At 31.2% G+C, this 17,863-nt stretch carries 14 protein-coding genes; all 14 read right to left on the bottom strand.

The annotated features are described in order from the left end of the window. Nucleotides 1-99: 99 nt before the first annotated feature. Nucleotides 100-1,164, bottom strand: a complete 1,065-nt coding sequence (locus tag EVJ46_05625) for an FtsQ-type POTRA domain-containing protein (GenBank protein RZD16497.1) — start codon at nucleotides 1,162-1,164, stop codon at nucleotides 100-102. A gap of 176 nt (nucleotides 1,165-1,340) precedes the next feature. After that, nucleotides 1,341-2,261: a D-alanine--D-alanine ligase gene (locus EVJ46_05620; GenBank protein ID RZD16496.1), complete on the bottom strand. Its 921-nt coding sequence runs from the start codon at nucleotides 2,259-2,261 to the stop codon at nucleotides 1,341-1,343. An 18-nt stretch (nucleotides 2,262-2,279) separates the two neighbouring features. Then, nucleotides 2,280-3,203, bottom strand: a complete 924-nt coding sequence (gene murB, locus EVJ46_05615) for a UDP-N-acetylmuramate dehydrogenase (GenBank protein ID RZD16495.1) — start codon at nucleotides 3,201-3,203, stop codon at nucleotides 2,280-2,282. Nucleotides 3,204-3,356: 153 nt separating this feature from the next. Beyond that, nucleotides 3,357-4,760, bottom strand: a complete 1,404-nt coding sequence (locus EVJ46_05610) for a UDP-N-acetylmuramate--L-alanine ligase (protein RZD16494.1) — start codon at nucleotides 4,758-4,760, stop codon at nucleotides 3,357-3,359. Between the two features lie 44 nt (nucleotides 4,761-4,804). Then, nucleotides 4,805-5,890 (bottom strand): undecaprenyldiphospho-muramoylpentapeptide beta-N-acetylglucosaminyltransferase, encoded by a 1,086-nt coding sequence (gene murG, locus EVJ46_05605; GenBank protein RZD16493.1) that lies wholly within the window; start codon nucleotides 5,888-5,890, stop codon nucleotides 4,805-4,807. Between the two features lie 80 nt (nucleotides 5,891-5,970). After that, the gene (gene ftsW / locus EVJ46_05600; protein ID RZD16492.1) at nucleotides 5,971-7,122 is read right to left on the bottom strand and encodes a putative lipid II flippase FtsW; all 1,152 of its coding nucleotides are present in this window, start codon (nucleotides 7,120-7,122) and stop codon (nucleotides 5,971-5,973) included. Between the two features lie 194 nt (nucleotides 7,123-7,316). Then, on the bottom strand, nucleotides 7,317-8,444 hold the full coding sequence (gene murD, locus EVJ46_05595) for a UDP-N-acetylmuramoyl-L-alanine--D-glutamate ligase (protein ID RZD16491.1): 1,128 nt from the start codon (nucleotides 8,442-8,444) through the stop codon (nucleotides 7,317-7,319). Nucleotides 8,445-9,221: 777 nt separating this feature from the next. After that, a complete protein-coding gene (locus EVJ46_05590; protein RZD16490.1) occupies nucleotides 9,222-10,280 on the bottom strand; it encodes a phospho-N-acetylmuramoyl-pentapeptide-transferase in 1,059 nt (352 codons plus the stop codon). Between the two features lie 88 nt (nucleotides 10,281-10,368). Continuing rightward, nucleotides 10,369-11,784 (bottom strand): UDP-N-acetylmuramoyl-tripeptide--D-alanyl-D-alanine ligase, encoded by a 1,416-nt coding sequence (locus EVJ46_05585; GenBank protein ID RZD16489.1) that lies wholly within the window; start codon nucleotides 11,782-11,784, stop codon nucleotides 10,369-10,371. 55 nt (nucleotides 11,785-11,839) lie between these two features. Continuing rightward, on the bottom strand, nucleotides 11,840-13,870 hold the full coding sequence (locus EVJ46_05580) for a UDP-N-acetylmuramoyl-L-alanyl-D-glutamate--2,6-diaminopimelate ligase (GenBank protein RZD16488.1): 2,031 nt from the start codon (nucleotides 13,868-13,870) through the stop codon (nucleotides 11,840-11,842). A gap of 136 nt (nucleotides 13,871-14,006) precedes the next feature. Next, complete coding sequence (locus EVJ46_05575; protein ID RZD16487.1) at nucleotides 14,007-15,992, bottom strand: hypothetical protein; 1,986 nt, start codon at nucleotides 15,990-15,992, stop codon at nucleotides 14,007-14,009. Then, nucleotides 15,985-16,251, bottom strand: a complete 267-nt coding sequence (locus EVJ46_05570; GenBank protein ID RZD16486.1) for a hypothetical protein — start codon at nucleotides 16,249-16,251, stop codon at nucleotides 15,985-15,987. The genes EVJ46_05575 and EVJ46_05570 overlap by 8 nt, the downstream gene beginning before the upstream one ends. After that, nucleotides 16,239-17,144, bottom strand: a complete 906-nt coding sequence (rsmH, locus tag EVJ46_05565; protein ID RZD16485.1) for a 16S rRNA (cytosine(1402)-N(4))-methyltransferase RsmH — start codon at nucleotides 17,142-17,144, stop codon at nucleotides 16,239-16,241. The genes EVJ46_05570 and rsmH overlap by 13 nt, the downstream gene beginning before the upstream one ends. 100 nt (nucleotides 17,145-17,244) lie before the next feature. After that, nucleotides 17,245-17,688 (bottom strand): division/cell wall cluster transcriptional repressor MraZ, encoded by a 444-nt coding sequence (mraZ, locus tag EVJ46_05560; protein RZD16484.1) that lies wholly within the window; start codon nucleotides 17,686-17,688, stop codon nucleotides 17,245-17,247. Between the last annotated feature and the right edge of the window lie 175 nt (nucleotides 17,689-17,863).

Below are 17,863 nucleotides of genomic sequence, written 5' to 3'. Positions count from 1 at the left end.
ATTCTTTAATACATTATTTTTTATTCTTCAATTCCTTTATTATTTGGCAGCCCTTTCTTAACTAAAGCTCATATTAAACTGTAAACATATTGCTATTGTTTACTTCCATATATCCGGCGGTATTATAATCTTTTTATAATTAGCCGGCAAAACCCTAGAACCGCTATTAACTTTTACTACCGCTTCATTTTTATATTCAAGATTTATATACCCATCATATTTAAGATTAATTTTTTTTATTTCATACTGCAGCATTTTTAACGTTTTTAATTTATTTTTAATATTTCCGTTTCCAAATTTTATTTCTTCGCCGCTATTTGTATAAACTACGACCCCTTTATCTTTCTGAATATGTATTTCGCTCAGTTCATCTTTTAAATAAGAATGCTTTATAGTCCTTAAAAAACTTAACGCTTTATGTATACCGGACAAATAATAACCGACATTCTTTGATGTAATGCTACCTGTAATTCCGGTGATAACCGGATAATCATATCCCGCTTCCCCGTTAATCTTCCCGATGACAAACCCTGCTCTGCTTAAATAATATAATCTGCCGTCGTTCAAAATTGCTCCTATCTTTCTTCTTTTTAGTAATATAAAAATCTCATCGGGATATTTACGATACACTGTGATATCTTTATACCATCTGTCCGATGCAACAAGCCGGGTAATACGTTTTAAATTTATATTAATTAAATTTTCACCATAATAAAGACTGGATAATTTTAATATTTTCAGCTTTTCTTTTTTATTAATCTTAATGCCCTTAATAATAATTTTTTTTAATTTAAATATTTTCTTATTAAAAAAATAATAATTTATTTTATTGTATGCAAAATAAATAATAACCGCGCTTGCTACGATAAATCCAATCACATATATCGTTTTAATAAAATTAAAATCATTATTTTTATTCTTCTTTCTATTATTATTAAGATTGCTATCGCTGTTTCTATTTGCAAAATTATTATTAATATTATTATTTTTATTTCTGCTCTTATTATTATTGCTGTTATTGTTTACAAGTTTTTCAACCTCATTAATTTTTTTATTTTTTTTATTCTCTTTCTTTTTTTTTATATTTTCATTTTGTATATGAAAGTTACCTGCGCCGTAATTTTTTATATCTCCCTTTTTTTTATTATTATTTTTATTAAACATAAGATAACAAATATAAATTCATACAGTTATATAACAGTCATATGAACGGTTGATAATTTTTTATTTATTTATTTAGTTAGTTAGTTAAATAGATAGATATTTAACGATTTATTTATTTTATTTTATTCAGTTATTAAGTTATTTAGTTGTTTAGTTATTTAGTTATTTAGTTATTTTCAAGTCAAGGCATCTTCAATAATATCTTCTATGAGTGCACCGAACTTGATGCCTTTTTTCTGCGCAATCATGGGAACTAAGCTAAATTCAGTTAATCCCGGCAATGTATTAATTTCTAGAACATTTGCCTTTCCTGAATCACTGAGTATTATATCGGTCCTTGTTACGCCTCTGCAGCCTAAAGAGGCATGTGCTGACACGGATGCATATTCGCATGCTTGATATTCTTCTTCAGTTAAATCAGGCTCTAAAATATACTGCGTTTTCCCTTTTGTATATTTTGCAGAGTATGAATAAAAACTGTCATTAGGTTTTATTTCAACGCAGCCCACCGGTTTTCCCGAAAAAACCGCAAATTGTATTTCTCTGCCAGCAATATATTCTTCTACAATAACTTCATCATCATATTGGAAAGCATCTTCCAGCGCTGAATATAATTCGCTTACAGAGTAAGCAATTGACGCGCCGACACTTGAACCTTGAGCGTTAGGCTTTATGAAATACGGAAAGGGCAGATTCTGCATTTTATTTTTTATCTGTTCTTTAGTCTCTCCTTTTTTAACCGAAAAAAAATCGGGAACATCTAATCCATAATATTTAAAAATTATTTTTGATTTTATTTTATCCATGGCAATTGCGCTGGCTTCAACATCTGAACCCGTATACGGAATCTTTAAAAGCTCTAAAACTCCCTGAACTTTACCGTCCTCTCCAAATGTCCCATGAAGAGCGTTAAAACAAATATCAATTTTTTTTAGTTCGTCAAAAAAATTTTCATCTAAATCAAACTTTATGACATTATAACCCATGCCCGCAAGAGAATCCTCAACGGCTTTCCCGGTTTTAAGGGATATCTCCCTCTCTGCGGAGCTGCCTCCCGCCAACACGCCTATTTTCAAATTTTTTATTTTTTCTCTCATATTAAAATTTTAAAAACATTAAATTATTTTAATTTCAGTATCCAATCGTATATTTTTTTCCCTCAATGCAGTTTCGCTAATTTCTTTAATTAAATCTAAAATATCGGAAGATTTTGCGTTGCCTTTATTTATTATAAAATTGGCGTGCTTTTCTGAAACAGCGGCATCTCCCTTAGCTGAACCTTTTAAACCTATATCGTCTATAATTTTTCCTGCAAAATGCCCTTCCGGATTTTTAAATATACACCCCAATGATCTTTTGCCTAATGGTTGAGTCATTTTTCTTGATTTAAATAAATTCATTTTTTCAGCTATACTGTTTTTAGTAGAACTTTTTAATAAAAATTCAACACCTGTAATAAAATAATTATCCTCATTAAAATCAGTTATTTTAAGATTTCTGTATGAAAATTTTAACTGTTCTTTCTTAAAATTAAATTTTTCACCGTATTTAGTAATAACATCTAAACTACTGATTATATTTTCAATATTTGATTCTTTAGAGCCGGCGTTCATTTTAACTGCCCCGCCGACTGTTCCGGGAATTCCGTAGGCAAATTCGAATCCTTCAAGACTTTTTTTTAATGAAAAATTAAGCATTTTTGAAAGCAAAACTCCTGCCCCTGCTTTTACGGTATAATAATTATTGTTAACATCGAAATCTATATACTTAAATCCATTTTTAAACGAAATAATCGGTATCTCTATTATGCCATCTTTAAACAGCGTATTTGAAGCGCTTCCTGTTATATAAAAATCCCTACAGTAATTTTTAATAATTTTGCAGACGGCATAAAGTCCTGCTTCATTTTCCGGAAAAATCATTAAAACAGCGGAACCTCCGGTTCTCATAGTACTATACAAAGACATATCTGCATTTTCAATATAAAATACACCGTTTTTATTAAGTATTTCTCTTATGGCTGCTATATTTTCAATCATTTTAATCTATTTTTATTTGTTTACTTATATTAATTTATTTAATTTTATCGATCTGTTTTGATTAATTTGTTTCTTCTATTTTTGTTTACTTTTACTTATTTGTTTAATTTTATTATGCTATTTTTATTAATTCTCAATTCTCTTTTATTATTCTTATTGATTTATCCTTGCGCTGCCCGCATTAGTTGTTTTAACATTTTTAGAATCTACAAAATCATCGCAATATTTTGTTATGTCGCCTGCTCCCAGAAAAATTACCATTTCTCCGCCTTTGAGCAGATTATTTAAATTTAATGATATGTCTTTTTTATCCGGAACATAATAAACATTTTTATAACCAGTATGCCTCATTTTATCGCTCAATATTAAAGACGAAGCCGACTCTATAGCAATCTCTCCGGCGGAATAAACATCTGTTATTATCACGCTGTCGGCAATTTTTAATGATTTGCAAAAATCATCTAATAATCCCTGCATTCTTGAATATCTATGCGGCTGAAAAACTACTATTATCTTCCTGTCCCAATTTTTAGCCGCTTTAAGCGTTGCCGTTATTTCAACAGGATGATGCGCATAATCATCAACTATTATAATCCTTTCATCTTCTTTTTTTATCTGAAATCTTCTTTCTACCCCATGAAAATCTTTTAAGGCTTCAAAAATAGAATCGGTTTCTATGCCGAGTTCCATTGTTAAAGTTATAGCGCCCAAGGCATTATAGATATTATGCATACCCGGAACTGAAAGTTTAAATTTCTTTATAAATTTATTTTTGCAATATACGTCAAATCTTGAAAATTCTTTTTCAAGTTCAATATTTAAAGCGTAATAATCTGCTTCCTGTTCTATTCCGTAAGTGAAATATTTCCTTGATAAATCCGGAAATAAAGACCTCAATATATTATTGTCTGCGCATAAAGAAGCAAAACCTAAAAAAGAAATATTATTTATAAAATCTTTGAATGCAGATTTTATATTTTCTATGCCTCCGTAAAAATTTAAATGTTCATAATCAATATTTGTAACAACGCAATAATCAGGTTTAAGCTTCAAGAAAGACCCGTCGCTTTCATCAGCTTCAACCACCATAAAATCACCTTTTCCTACTTTTGAATGCATATCTATTCCGAAAACCTTTCCTCCTACGACAAATGTAGGGTCAAGTCCCGCATAACCTAAAATATTTGAAATCATCGATGTTGTGGTCGTCTTTCCATGCGAACCGGCTATAGCTATGCCTTTTTTCAGCGATAATAATTCTGCAAGCATTTCTGCTCTTCTTAAAACGGTAAGTTTCCTGTTTTTAGCTTCAACTAATTCTATATTGTCATCTTTGATAGCCGAAGAATATACAACTATTTCGGCTTCGTTAATATTGGACGAATTATGTCCTATATAAACTTTGCCGCCTAAGGATTCAATTTTTTTGATTGTATTGCTATATTCTATATCAGAACCTGTAACGGTGTATCCTGAATTAATCAAAACTTCCGCTATACCGCTCATTCCTGAGCCGCCTATCCCTATAAGATGAATTTTTTTATTGATATTTTCCATTTATTGCTCCAAAAATATTATATAGAATTAATTTTAATTTTTTATTATTTACTGTTTCCTAAAATTATATCGGCAATATTCAAAGCGGAATCCTGAATATTTATTTTATTCAAACTGCTATAGATATTATTTAATAAGTATCTATTATAAAATATTTTTTCTACGGTTTGGAGTAATTCTTTTGAAAGATTCTCGTTGTCTTTTATAAGATAAGCTCCATTGATATTTAAAAGATAATCGGCATTTTTAAATTGATGATTTTTAGCCGCATAGGGATAAGGTATTAAAATTGCCGGTTTTTTAACGGCTATAATTTCAGATACCGTCCCTGCGCCGGAGCGCGCAACTATTATATCAGATAATTCATAATATTTTTCTATATTATTGGTAAATTTAAAAACCTCATAACGTTTAATGCCGCAATTAGAATAAAAATAATTTATATCATTATAATCTTTTTCACCCGTCTGATGGAATATCGTTATTTCCTGCTTAATATCTGCATCTAACGATGAAATTAAATTCATAACTGCTCTATTTATAGACGATGCTCCCTGCGAACCGCCAAAAATAAATATCGTCAATTCCTTTTTATTGACATCCGGCGGTTTAGGAACGATATTTAAGATATTTTTTCTTACCGGATTCCCTGAAAAAATAAATTTAGAAAACGGAAAATATTTTTTTGTTTCTTTAAACGATGCAAAAACTGTTATCTTAAAATATCCAAGTATTTTATTTGAAAGACCGGGTTCTAAATTTTGCTCCATAATGCCAGAAGATACACCAGTTATTTTAGCATAAAATACAGGAACAAAAGATGAATATCCTCCTAAGCCTAAAACAAAGTCGGGCTTTATCTTTTTAAATATATCTTTCACTTCCTTAAACACGGCAACAGTATCTGCAAAAGATTTAATTTTATTCATAATTTTTTTACCTGAAAACCCGGTAGCGCTGATTATATATAATTGCAACCCACATTCGTCTTTAAGTTTATTTTCAATACCTTTTGACGTCCCTATAAAATAAATATTGGCAGAAGGGTCAATTTCTTTTATTTTTTCCGCTACCGCAAGACCAGGAAATAAATGTCCTCCGGTACCGCCTCCCGCAATCACAAAATTCATATTAATCTATTTATTTTTATTTCAATTTTGTTAATTTTATTTAGTTTTAATAAATTTTTTTAATTATCGCTGATTTTAATTCAATCATCCTTTTTTCTTAAAGATTGGGATGAAATATTTAATATTATTCCCACAGCTATCGCTGAAGCAAGGAGCGAACTCCCTCCGTAGCTTATAAAAGGCAAAGCAAGTCCTTTTGTAGGCAGAAAATCGGTCACCACACCTATATTTATAAAAGCACTCACAACTAAAAGACTTGTAAGACCTAAGGCTAAATATGTACCGAACAGGTCAGGCGCATACAGAGCTATTTTTAGACCTCTATATGCTAAAATTAAATAAAGAGCAATAAACACGGTCACTCCAATCAGACCAAGTTCTTCGCCTACCGTTGAAAATATAAAATCAGAATAAGGCGTCGGAAGAAAAAAAAGCTTTTCTTTTCCGTTGCCGAGACCTACCCCAAAAACTCCGCCTCTGGCGAATGCAAACATTGACTGTATAATCTGAAAACCTATACCTGTTTTATCCTTAAACGGATGAAGAAAAGCAAGTATCCTATCTCTTCTGTATGTAACGCTAAAAATCAAAAAATATGCAGCAACAGAACCGAATAAAAGGATAGATACAATATATACTAAAGACACTCCGCCGGCAAACAGCATTATTATCGTTATAGCAAATAAAACTGCGACTGTTCCGAAATCAGGTTCTTTCAAAAGAAAAATATCAAAAAATCCCATAATAAGCATAGGGGCAAGAAATATAATAGAATACCTGTTTTGGTTAAGCAATTCTTTTTTCTTTTCCAGAAATACCGCGAGAAAAATTATAAATATAACTTTTAAAAATTCTGAAGGCTCAATATTTAATAATCTTAAATCAATCCATCTTCTTGAACCTCCGGCGGTTAAACCTATATGCGGCACAAAAACTAATAACATTAATACAGTTATCGCGACTAAAAGTATTACATAAAACGATTTTAGGATATGATAATCATTTTTCATAAAAAAACCCAGGGCTACAGCTGAAATTATTACATAAATTCCCTGCCTTAAAAGGAAATGATAGCTATTCCCATAATCTATAATAGATGTCATAGCGCTGGTGGAATAGACCATTACAAGCCCAAGCGCCGTCAGCACACACACAGATAAAAACATGGCAGTATCATATTTGCGTATAAACGCTCTGCCGTAATTTATCATTTGATTATTTTTTACATTCATATTTTTCACTTATTTAATTATCTTTAATCCTGCAATAGAAAGTTATCTACTCGAAAAAAAGTGTCAGATTTTATTTTTTTTGCATATGAAATAGTTCAATTAACAAAGAAAATATTTGCAAAAAAATTAATCTGCCGCTTTTTCCTCTATATATATATGATATACAAAGTTATGCTTATCAATCATTTATAGAGTTATGCTTTTATTAGTCTCTCTGTCTCTCTTAATTTATTAAAACATTTTTTAAACACTTCCCCTCTTTCATTATAATCTTTAAACATATCAAAACTTGACGACGCAGGAGAAAGCAGAACCGAACATTGAAAGTCCACGGGGCTGCCCGCCGCTCTCGAATATGCATGCGATTCAAACTCTGACAATGCTGCATTATAAGCTTTTTTAACAGCATCGTTCATATCGGAAGCCCGAATCATATCAACGGTACCGTTTAAAGTTTTATATATCATATCTGCCGTCTCGCCAATTAAAATACATGCTCTTACATGCTTTTTTACCGGTTCAATTAAAATATCATAATTAAAACCTTTATCTTTACCGCCCAAAATCAGAACTACCGGACTTTTGACTGATTCAAGGGCGCTTATTACAGCTGCCGGATTTGTCGCTTTTGAATCGTCATAAAAATTAATATTATCAATATTTCCGATAAATTCCACTCTATGTTTTAGTAATTTATAATCTTTGAATGATTTTTCTATAGCATCTAACGGTATCCCAAAAGCAAGCAGAGCGCCTGAAGCAGCCATCATATCTTCTATCACGAATTTTCTTTTATCTTTAAAATCTTTTAAGGATATTTTATCGTCGATACCGTAAAATTCTTTTAATTTAAAATAAATAGTTTCATCTTTATAGTAAATATTACATTTATTTTCATCAAAACCGAACAAAATAGGCAAAGAACCTATTATATCCTTCACTATAGCAGCGTTATAATCCTCATAATTTAATATTGCCGTATCATTAATAGTATGATTTTTAAATATTTTATATTTAGTCAGCCTGTATTCGTCAAAATTTTCATATCTGTCGAGATGGTCATCTTGAACATTTAATAATACGGCAGCATCGGAATTAAATTCATAAACCCACTCTAACTGAAAACTGGATATTTCTAAAATAAAATTACTGCAATCTTTTTCTCTGACGCCGTCAATAAAAGGAATTCCAAAATTACCTCCCGTAAAAGCTTTGATGCCGGAAACGCTTGCCGCTGCAGAGCACATAGATGTCGCGGTAGTTTTCCCATTCGTGCCGGTGATAGCCAATATTCTTGGCTTCTGCGGTTTAAAAAGCTTCATGCCGCAGTCGCCGGCAGTTTCATTGCCGCTGTCGTTATTATTGTTGCAATTATTATTGTTATTATTATTGTTATTATTATTGTTGTTGTTGTAATTGTTGTTGTTGTTATTATTGTTGTAATTGTTGATGCTATAATCATATTTATAATTATAACAATGATTATAATCCTGCATTAAATTTTTATAAGCGAATTCTATCTCGCTGCATATATATTTCCTGTGCCGTCTAAGCTGCAAAACGATATGATTATTTCTATGAATCCCCGGACTTATCACAGTAGTGCCAATGTCGTCAATTTTATTTTTTAAAAAATCATGCGCACTATTATTGTTAAAAAACAATACGCCGTCATCGTTTTGATTTAATTTATTTATATCACCGTCATTTAAAAATTCATCATAAATAGCAGTACTATTTTTAGCGTTATTTTTCTTCAAGAAATCCAATACCGCTCTGCCTGTTCTGCCGTAACCTATAATTAGAGTATTTAAATTTTCCATAATTTTTATTAATTTTGCTATAATTTTTCCTACTATATTATATAATACATAAATACAAATTTTTTATATTTTTTTATATATTTTTATATATTTTTATATATTTTTAATAAATTTTATTATAAAAATATTTTTTAATTAATATTATATATAATCTATCTCATTATATAAATAATTTTCTTATTACTATATATCAACTCTGTTAATTATATCTATTTTCTAATCGCTATATATTTTATTGCGCCGCATTGTCAATATTGTAAATTTTATTAAAAAACATTAAAAAAACCTAAGTTTTAATGTTGATAGAGCAAATATAGTTAAAATCAGACTTACTATCCATAATCTTATTATTATTTTTGGTTCCGGCACACCCCCCATCTCAAAATGATGATGTATAGGCGCCATTTTAAATATTCTTTTTTTTCTCAGTTTATAAGAACCTACTTGAAAAATAACGCTTAAAGCCTCAATCACAAAAACAAATCCTATAACTGCAAGCAATATCTCTTCCCTTGTTACAATTGATATATAGCCTAGGATAGCCCCAAGCGATATTGAACCGGTATCGCCCATAAAAACAGAAGCAGGATAGGCATTAAACCACAAAAAGCCGATAGAAGCTCCTAATAAAGCGGCGCAGAATACAACTATTTCTCCTATATTGTAAATGAACGGTATAGATAAATAATCTGCAAATTTAAAATTTGAACTTGCATACGAAAATATAAGATAGCCGGCAATAGCAGTAGCAAATATTCCTATTGCAAGCCCGTCAAGTCCGTCGGTAAGATTTACCGCGTTAGACGAGCCTACTATCACAAACATTGATAAAATTATAAAAAAAGGTCCAAGATTAAAATAATAATTTTTAACAAACGGAATAACTATAAAACTTAACGACGGAACCTTGATATATAAAATTACTGAAATTATCAGGGCAAATATGCCCTGCATTAAAATCTTGTATTTTCCCCTTAATCCTTTAGAATTTTGCCTTTTTACCTTTAGATAATCGTCTAAAAATCCGATAAACGCAAAAGATACGATTGTAATAATCGCCATGTATATATAAAAATTAAATAAATTAGTGAATAAAATTACCGGAATTAATATAGAAAATAATATTAAAAGCCCTCCCATCGTTGGAACATTTTTTTTGTCAGATATATGAGATTTTGGACCATCTTCTCTAATTGTCTGAGAAACATGAAATTTTTTAAGCAATTTTATAAATGTTTTTCCAAAAATTATACTTAAAAGTAAGGCAATGATTAAAGCATAGGAAGCTCTGAATGTTATAAACCTGAAAAAAATCTGGTTAAATATAAAAATCATATATCACGCCTTATATTGATTTTATTATTATTTAATTTTAATTTGGGACAAACACCTATTTTCATAAATATTTTTCAAAAATTATATTCTATAAATCAATAAAATTTTCAAGCTGCATTCCTCTTGAACCTTTAAATAAAATTACGCTGCCGGCTTTATCTGCTGCAGCTAATTTTTCCTGAAAATCTTTTTTATCATCAAATAAAATTATTCTATCTGGATTAAAACCGCTGCTGATTAAACCGTCAATTAAAAATTTACTATAATTGCCGGTATAAAAAACATAATCTGCAATTTTTGCGGCTTCTTCTCCGGCTTTAAAATGTTCTGTTTCTGCCGATTCTCCAAGCTCCAGCATATCGCCGAGGACAAAAATCTTTTTCTTGCCCGGATATGTATCTCTTATTGCATTGAATGCCGCCTTTAAAGAAGTAGGGTTTGAATTATAAGAATCATTTATTATTATAGAATTATCCAAATTTTTAGATATTATTTCCATTCTGCCTTTCGGCAATTCAAAAGATTCTATAGCTTCTATTCCTGAGCGAAAATCGACACCGCATATATGGGCGGCTAAAATAGCGCACATAAAATCATATACAAAATGCAGTCCGTTTGGTTTCAATTTTGCTTTATAAGTTTCTCCGCTATAAACAAGCTCAAAATACATAAACCCTTCAGAGTCTGCATTGAATTCAATATTTGTATATGTCAAATCGGCATTTTTTGCCCCGAACGAAATAAAATTTATTCCGGCGTCTGTTTTATATCTGCCTGCAAGAAGTGCATCATCGGCGTTGATTATAAAATACGAACCTGCAGGCATAGCTGAAACCATTGAATATTTTTCTTTCAAGACTCCTTCAAGATTTACAAACTCTTCTAAATGCGATTTGCCTATATTAATGATTGCCCCTATGTCAGGATTAATTATATTAGAAAGTTTTTCTATTTCCCCTTTTTTATTCGTGCCTATTTCAAGAATTAATAATTTATGACCGCTGTTTAATTCAAAAATAGTATTTGGAATGCCTACCTGATTATTATAATTATATTTATTTTTCAGTATATAATTCTCTCCAAAATATTTGCTTAATATTGTATAAAGCATTTCTTTTACGGTAGTCTTTCCGGATGAACCTGTTATAGCAATTTTGTGCTGCAAATTAAATAGACTCAAATATTTTTTAGCTAATAAACCATAAGCATAAAGCGTATCTTCAACAGCTATTATTGTTTTTTCCGCATATTCTGAAATATTATTTTTTTCCAGAAAATTCCATGAAACTACAGCACATGGACATCCGGTTTTAAATATCTTATCAACAAAATCTTCACCGCTAAAATTTTTACCTTTTAAAGCAAAAAAAATAGAATTCTCTGAAAAAAGAGATCTCGAATCAATAAATACTTCGTTAAAAACCAGATGCGTACCGAGCTTAACAGCTTTGCCGCCTGTTGCATTTAAGATATCATCTAAATTTAAGTTAAATTCTAATTTCATAATATTTTATATTATTTGATTACTTTTATTATTATCTATAAATTACTTTGAAATTTTATAAATTATAAAACTTTAAGACTTCTTCTTTGTCGCTGAAATGGATTTTATCTGCGCCTATTATCATATAGTCTTCATGTCCTTTGCCGGATATAAGCACGGTGTCTTTTTCTGAACATGCTACAGATAGGGCAGTTTTTATAGCTTTTTCTCTATCAGGTACTATTGTATATATATGCGCGTGCCTATCGTTGCCTATAATATTAATATCGTCTCCGGCGTATTCTGTGCCTTGAATGCTTCTATTATCTTTATCTTTATCGGTATTATGTTTATTATCATATTTGCTATTGATAGTATCTTTGCTATTATATTTGCTATTGTTATTATCTTTACCTGTATTGAATTTTCTTATTTCATTTTTCAATCTGTTTATGTCTCCTATGCTGCCATCGCAAGATATAAAAAAAACATTTTCCTCTTTTATTCCGTTTTCTATTTCTTTAATAATTGACATCGGGTTTTCGCTTCTTGGATTGTCTGACGTAATAACGGTAATATCGGCTAATCTTCCGGCATGCCTGCCCATCATCGGACGTTTACCTTTATCTCTGTCGCCGCCGCATCCGAAAACACATATTAAGTTATTGGAGGTAATATCTCTCAGAGCGGACAGCACTCTGTTTAATGCATCGTCGGTATGGGCGTAGTCAACGCAAACTAAGGGAATCGCCTCGTTATTATCTATATTGCAATTGCCGTTTTTATGGCTGTTAACGGAACTGCCATTGCTCTTATTGCCGTCGCCGTTATTACTATCGCTATTACTATTGCCGTTATTGCTATTAATATTTATTCTAATTTTTTCTACTCTGCCGGGTACGCTCGTTAAAGCTGAAATGCCCTTAGAAATATTTTCGTTATCAACCGATAGCGCAAAAGCGGAGGTAGCGGCAGCTAACATATTATATACATTAAAACTCCCCATTAAACTTGATTTTACAATAAAAAATTGAACACCGGCCGGCGTTTTAAAATTATAATTTATTTTATTAATTAAATTATTATAATATAATTTAAATTCAAGCCCCTTTGTAGTGGATTTTATATCTTTTGCAAAAACATCGGCTTTTTCGGTTAAGCCGTAAGTTATGACGTTAAAATTATTTACACTCTTCTGTTCACTTAGCTCACTAATTAACCGCACTCCATATTCGTCATCGTTATTTATTACTGCATATTTTTTATTTTTTAAACTCTCAGACAGTACTTCGGTGAATAAAAGTTTTTTTGCCTGATAGTATGATTCCATATCTTTATGATAGTCCAAATGGTCGCGGGTCAAATTTGTAAATATCGCTATATCAAAATCAATTTCGTATGTCCGCCTCTGAATAATACTATGAGAAGATACCTCCATAACGCATGATTTAAGGTTATTTAAAATCATACTGTTTAACATATCATTAAGCATATAAGAATCCGGCGTCGTGTTTACTGAAGGAATATCAATTCCGTTATCTTTATCGTTAAATGCTATTTTATAATCTATAGTACCTATTAAACCTGAAAAAAAACCTGCAGTGTTTAAAATTGAATTAAGCAGGTAGGAAGTCGTAGTTTTTCCGTTTGTTCCGGTGATACCCGCCATTTTCAATTTCATTGCAGGTCTGTTAAAAAAATTCCTTGATATAACCGCATACGCCTTTAACGCATCATCGACTATAATTACAGATATGCCGCTTTTTCCGCGATTCATAGCATTTTTATTATATTCGTTTATGTAAGATTCTAAAGCGCCGCCTATCTGCTCATCGGTAAGAATACAATACGCTCCCTTTTCTGCCGCATCCCTTATGTATTTATTCGAGTCTATATTGTTTCCTTTTCTTGCGGCAAAAAGGTACCCCTCCGAAATATTTCGCGAATCGTTAGATATTCCTTTTATATCTATATCTAAATCTTTATACGCATCTATATTTACATTTGCATTCCCTGCGTCCAGACATATATTTTTATCAGAATTGTTTCCAATAAAAGATATAATTTTGAAATCATCTGTATTCTGCATCAATTTATTAAGCTTCATGATAGCAATTTAATTCTTTATTAAATTTATTCATTAAAATTCTTTACTTATTTATTTTATTTATTACTTAGTTATTTTTTAGTGTTTTATTAATTTATTGTTTTATTAATTATCTTATTTTTTATCGATTTGGACTTTAAGGTTTAAATTTTAATACAATAATCTGATTTTTTTTGATTTTAGTTCCAGGTTTTATATTCTGATAGTATAAAAAGCCGCTTCCTTTTACTGTTATGTTTTCATCGTATCCATTGATATTTTTTATAGCAGAGAGTATTGTATCACCCTGCAAATTTGGCATTATACCGATGTTATGATTGTTTTTACCAATAAGATTTTTTTTGTTGATGCTGTTTTTAGCAGTACTTGAAACAACCTGTACATTATTCAGCGCCATTGCATGAACCTGCTTTTCATATGCCTTATTGCCAGGAGAAATATTTAAAATATTTAAAGCCCGTTTAAAAACCTCCCTTACGACAGGCGCGCTGACAGCCCCTCCGTAGTAGCTTATTTTTAACGGCTTTTCCTGAACTACCAGCATAGCAAGCTTAGGGTGTTTATAAGGAACAAAAGCCATAAATGAAGCAGTATATAAATTCTTATAATATGTCCCTGTTTTAGGATTTGCAATTTGACCTGTTCCGGTCTTACCCGAAACTTTATAGTCTATCAGCTTGCAGTACTGCCCTGTTCCGCCTTTTACAACAAGGCGCATCATATATTTTATTTCTCTGTCTGTTTTTGAATTAATTACACGCCTTATTACTTTTGGTTTTGCCATGAAAAGTACTTTTCCGTACGGATTGACAATTTTTTTAATTATATACGGTTTCATTAAAAATCCGCCGTTTGCAATTGCGGATAGCGCAGTTATTTCTTGAAGTCCCGTTATAGCCGCTCCCTGTCCGAATGCCTCTTCGCATGGTCCTACCTGCGACCATTTGCTTACCGGTCTGTCTATACCAGACGATTCTCCGAGCAGTCCGGCATGAGGCTGAGCTAAAAACCCCCATCTTTTGAGCCAGTACCATAGTCTTTGCTTGCCCATTTTCATACCTACCTGACAGGCGCATACGTTACAGGAATATTCTATCAGTTGATTTATAGTAAGCTTGCCAAACCAGTCTTCGACATCGTGAACGGTTATCCCGTCTATATAATAAGCTCCGTGATGTCCGTTTATTATGGTATCCGGTTTTATTATTCCGTCCTGCATTGCCCCTGATATTATAAAAGGCTTCATCGTAGAACCTGGTTCAAAATCATCCGTAACAGCTCTGTTTCTCCAGTAGCGCGGTTTATATCTCCAGTAATAATTCGGATTAAAAGCCGGATAATCCGCCATGGCAAGAATAGCTCCCGTATTTGGATCCATAATAATGGCAAAAGCGCCGCGCGAATCAGCAGCTTTAGCTTCTTTATCTAAATAATGCTCCGTTATATACTGCAATTTTTTATTTATTGTCAAATATATATTATCGCCGTGCGTTTCTTTTTCAAGCCCGAAACCTCTTATAAAAATATCCTGTCCAAGACCGTCGTGCATAATTTTCAGAGCTTTTTTATTTCCTTTAAGGATTTTATTATATTTATATTCTATGCCGGATAATCCGTTATCGTTTATTCCTACAAATCCTAAGACATGAGCAAGAAGATCGCCGTCTGGATAATATCTGACAGGCTGCTTAATTATACTTATGCCGCCGACGCCTAAACTTTCAATTTTATCTGCAGTTCTGTTAGACACTTTTTTTTTTAACCAGGTAAATTGTAAATTTAAATTTAATTCTCTTATAACTTTTTTAAGTTTGATATCTAATAATTGCGACAGTTCCTTGCCTACTTTATATTTATGCTTTATCATTAGAGGGTCTAATGCTATACCGTCCACGTCAATGCTCGTAGCCAGCAATCCGCCGTTAGCAGAATAAATATTGCCTCTTTTTGGCGTAAAATAAATTTTTGTATGAAACTGCGCATCAGCCATTTTCCGAAGCGGAGCTGCATCTATCACCTGTAAATAGAAAGCTTTAATTAATAATAATCCTCCAAAAACAAAAATTAGAGAAAATACTATTAATATTCGGACTTTCATTGTGGTTTTCCATATCTTATTCATGAATCATTATAACTTGGCCTTCTTTCGGATAAACAAAGCCTAATTTTTTAGCTATCTTGTAAATACGCGCTGGAGAAGCCAGCGAAGCTTTGACTATTAATAATCTTTTATTTTTATGTACCAATCCCGCCTTAATTGTCTCAAGTTTGTTAATTTCATAGCCTAATTTCATACTTTCCATATTTGTCCAGACATAAAATATTCCTGTCAATGAAATAATAAAAATCATAATAATTAAATAAGGTTTTATTTTTGACATATGAAACTCGCCGCTCTTAATTTTGCGCTTCTAGATCTCGGATTTGCCTTAATTTCTTCAAATGACGGGACTAAAGGCTTTTTTGTCATTATGTAAAAATCTTTATTATTTTTGAAGAAATTTTTTACTAATCTGTCTTCACCTGAATGGAAGGCTATAATACAGACAACCGCTCCATGATTTAAAATATTCTTTAATTTATTTAAAAATTGCATTAAATATTCATATTCGTTATTCACGGCAATTCTTAAAGCCAAAAACGACCTTGTAGCCGGATCTATTTTATTTCTTCCGTTTTGCCTGTAACCTATGCTATTTTTAATCAATTTTGATAACTCCAGCGGAGTTTCTATTAATTTTTTTTTTCTATATTCGATAATTTTCTTTGCAATTTTTCTTGAAAACCTTTCATCTCCGTAATTCCATAGGATATCTGAAATTTCTTCCTCACGATAATAATTTACAATATCAAAAGCGGTAGTTTTGCCGTCGGTATTTATTCTCATATCTAAATACCCTTCATCTTTAAAGCTGAAACCCCTGCCGCTTTCAAGCTGAATAGAACTTATACCTAAATCCAGCACGATACCGTCGACTTTTTCAAAACCTGCATCGCGGATAACTAAATCAATATCGCTAAAATTAGAATGGAAAACATTAAATCTTTTTTTATCAAACTTTTTTTCTAATTTTAACTTTACATAATTAACGGCATTTTCGTCGCTGTCTAAAGCTACTAAAACCCCGTCAGGCGCAGATAACTTTAAAATTTCTTCAGAAAATCCGCCCGCCCCCGCAGTGCCGTCAACATAGATACTACTCTGTTTTATATTCAGCAGCTCAATCGACTCATTCAGCATAACAGGAATATGTTCTATGTTGTCCATAAACATCTATTTTCAAAAAATATGACTTTATCTAACATATATTTGTATTATTAAAATAATTTTAGAACACAACCATAATAATTTGATTTAATTATATCAAATTAAATTAAAAACCAATTTGCGACATAGTTGCGGATATAGTTTCAAAGTTTGCTTTTGCGTTTTCAAAATTATTATCCCATAACCCTTTATCCCAAATTTCAAATTTATTAATAATTCCTACAATCATCGCCTCTTTATTCAATCCTCCGCTGCTCCTCAGCGAAGACGGTATTAAGAACCTGTCTTGAGAATCAAGTTCTAATTCTAACCCTCCTGAAAAAAAATATCTTAAAAATTCTAATACATCCTTTTGCATTGACGGTAGTTTAAGCGCCTTTTCCTCAAGCTTTCTCCACTCTTCAACGGGATACACTACTAGACATTTGTCTAAATTAGTAATTACAAGATTGGTATCATTGTAATTAGACAAGAGCGCTTCCTTTATTTTCAACGGGAGCTTTATTCTGCCCTTATCATCTATCGAATGAACGTATCTTCCGCTTAACATTTTAAAAATATTAAATATATTTATATATAAAATTAAAATTATAAAAAAAATTATTGCGATTTAATGAATTAATTATCTTTCGTTTTAACAAGTTACATAATAGTTCTCTACCACTTTCTACCACTTTTTACCACAATTAAATAATATTAGTAATTTGAATAAAAGTCAAGTACTT

Origin of the sequence: Candidatus Acididesulfobacter guangdongensis (genome assembly GCA_004195045.1) — a bacterium.
GTDB lineage: Bacteria > SZUA-79 > SZUA-79 > Acidulodesulfobacterales > Acidulodesulfobacteraceae > Acididesulfobacter > Acididesulfobacter guangdongensis.
The sequence above is the reverse complement of the archived record's forward strand: the minus strand, read 5'-3'. Positions and strand labels throughout refer to the sequence as shown.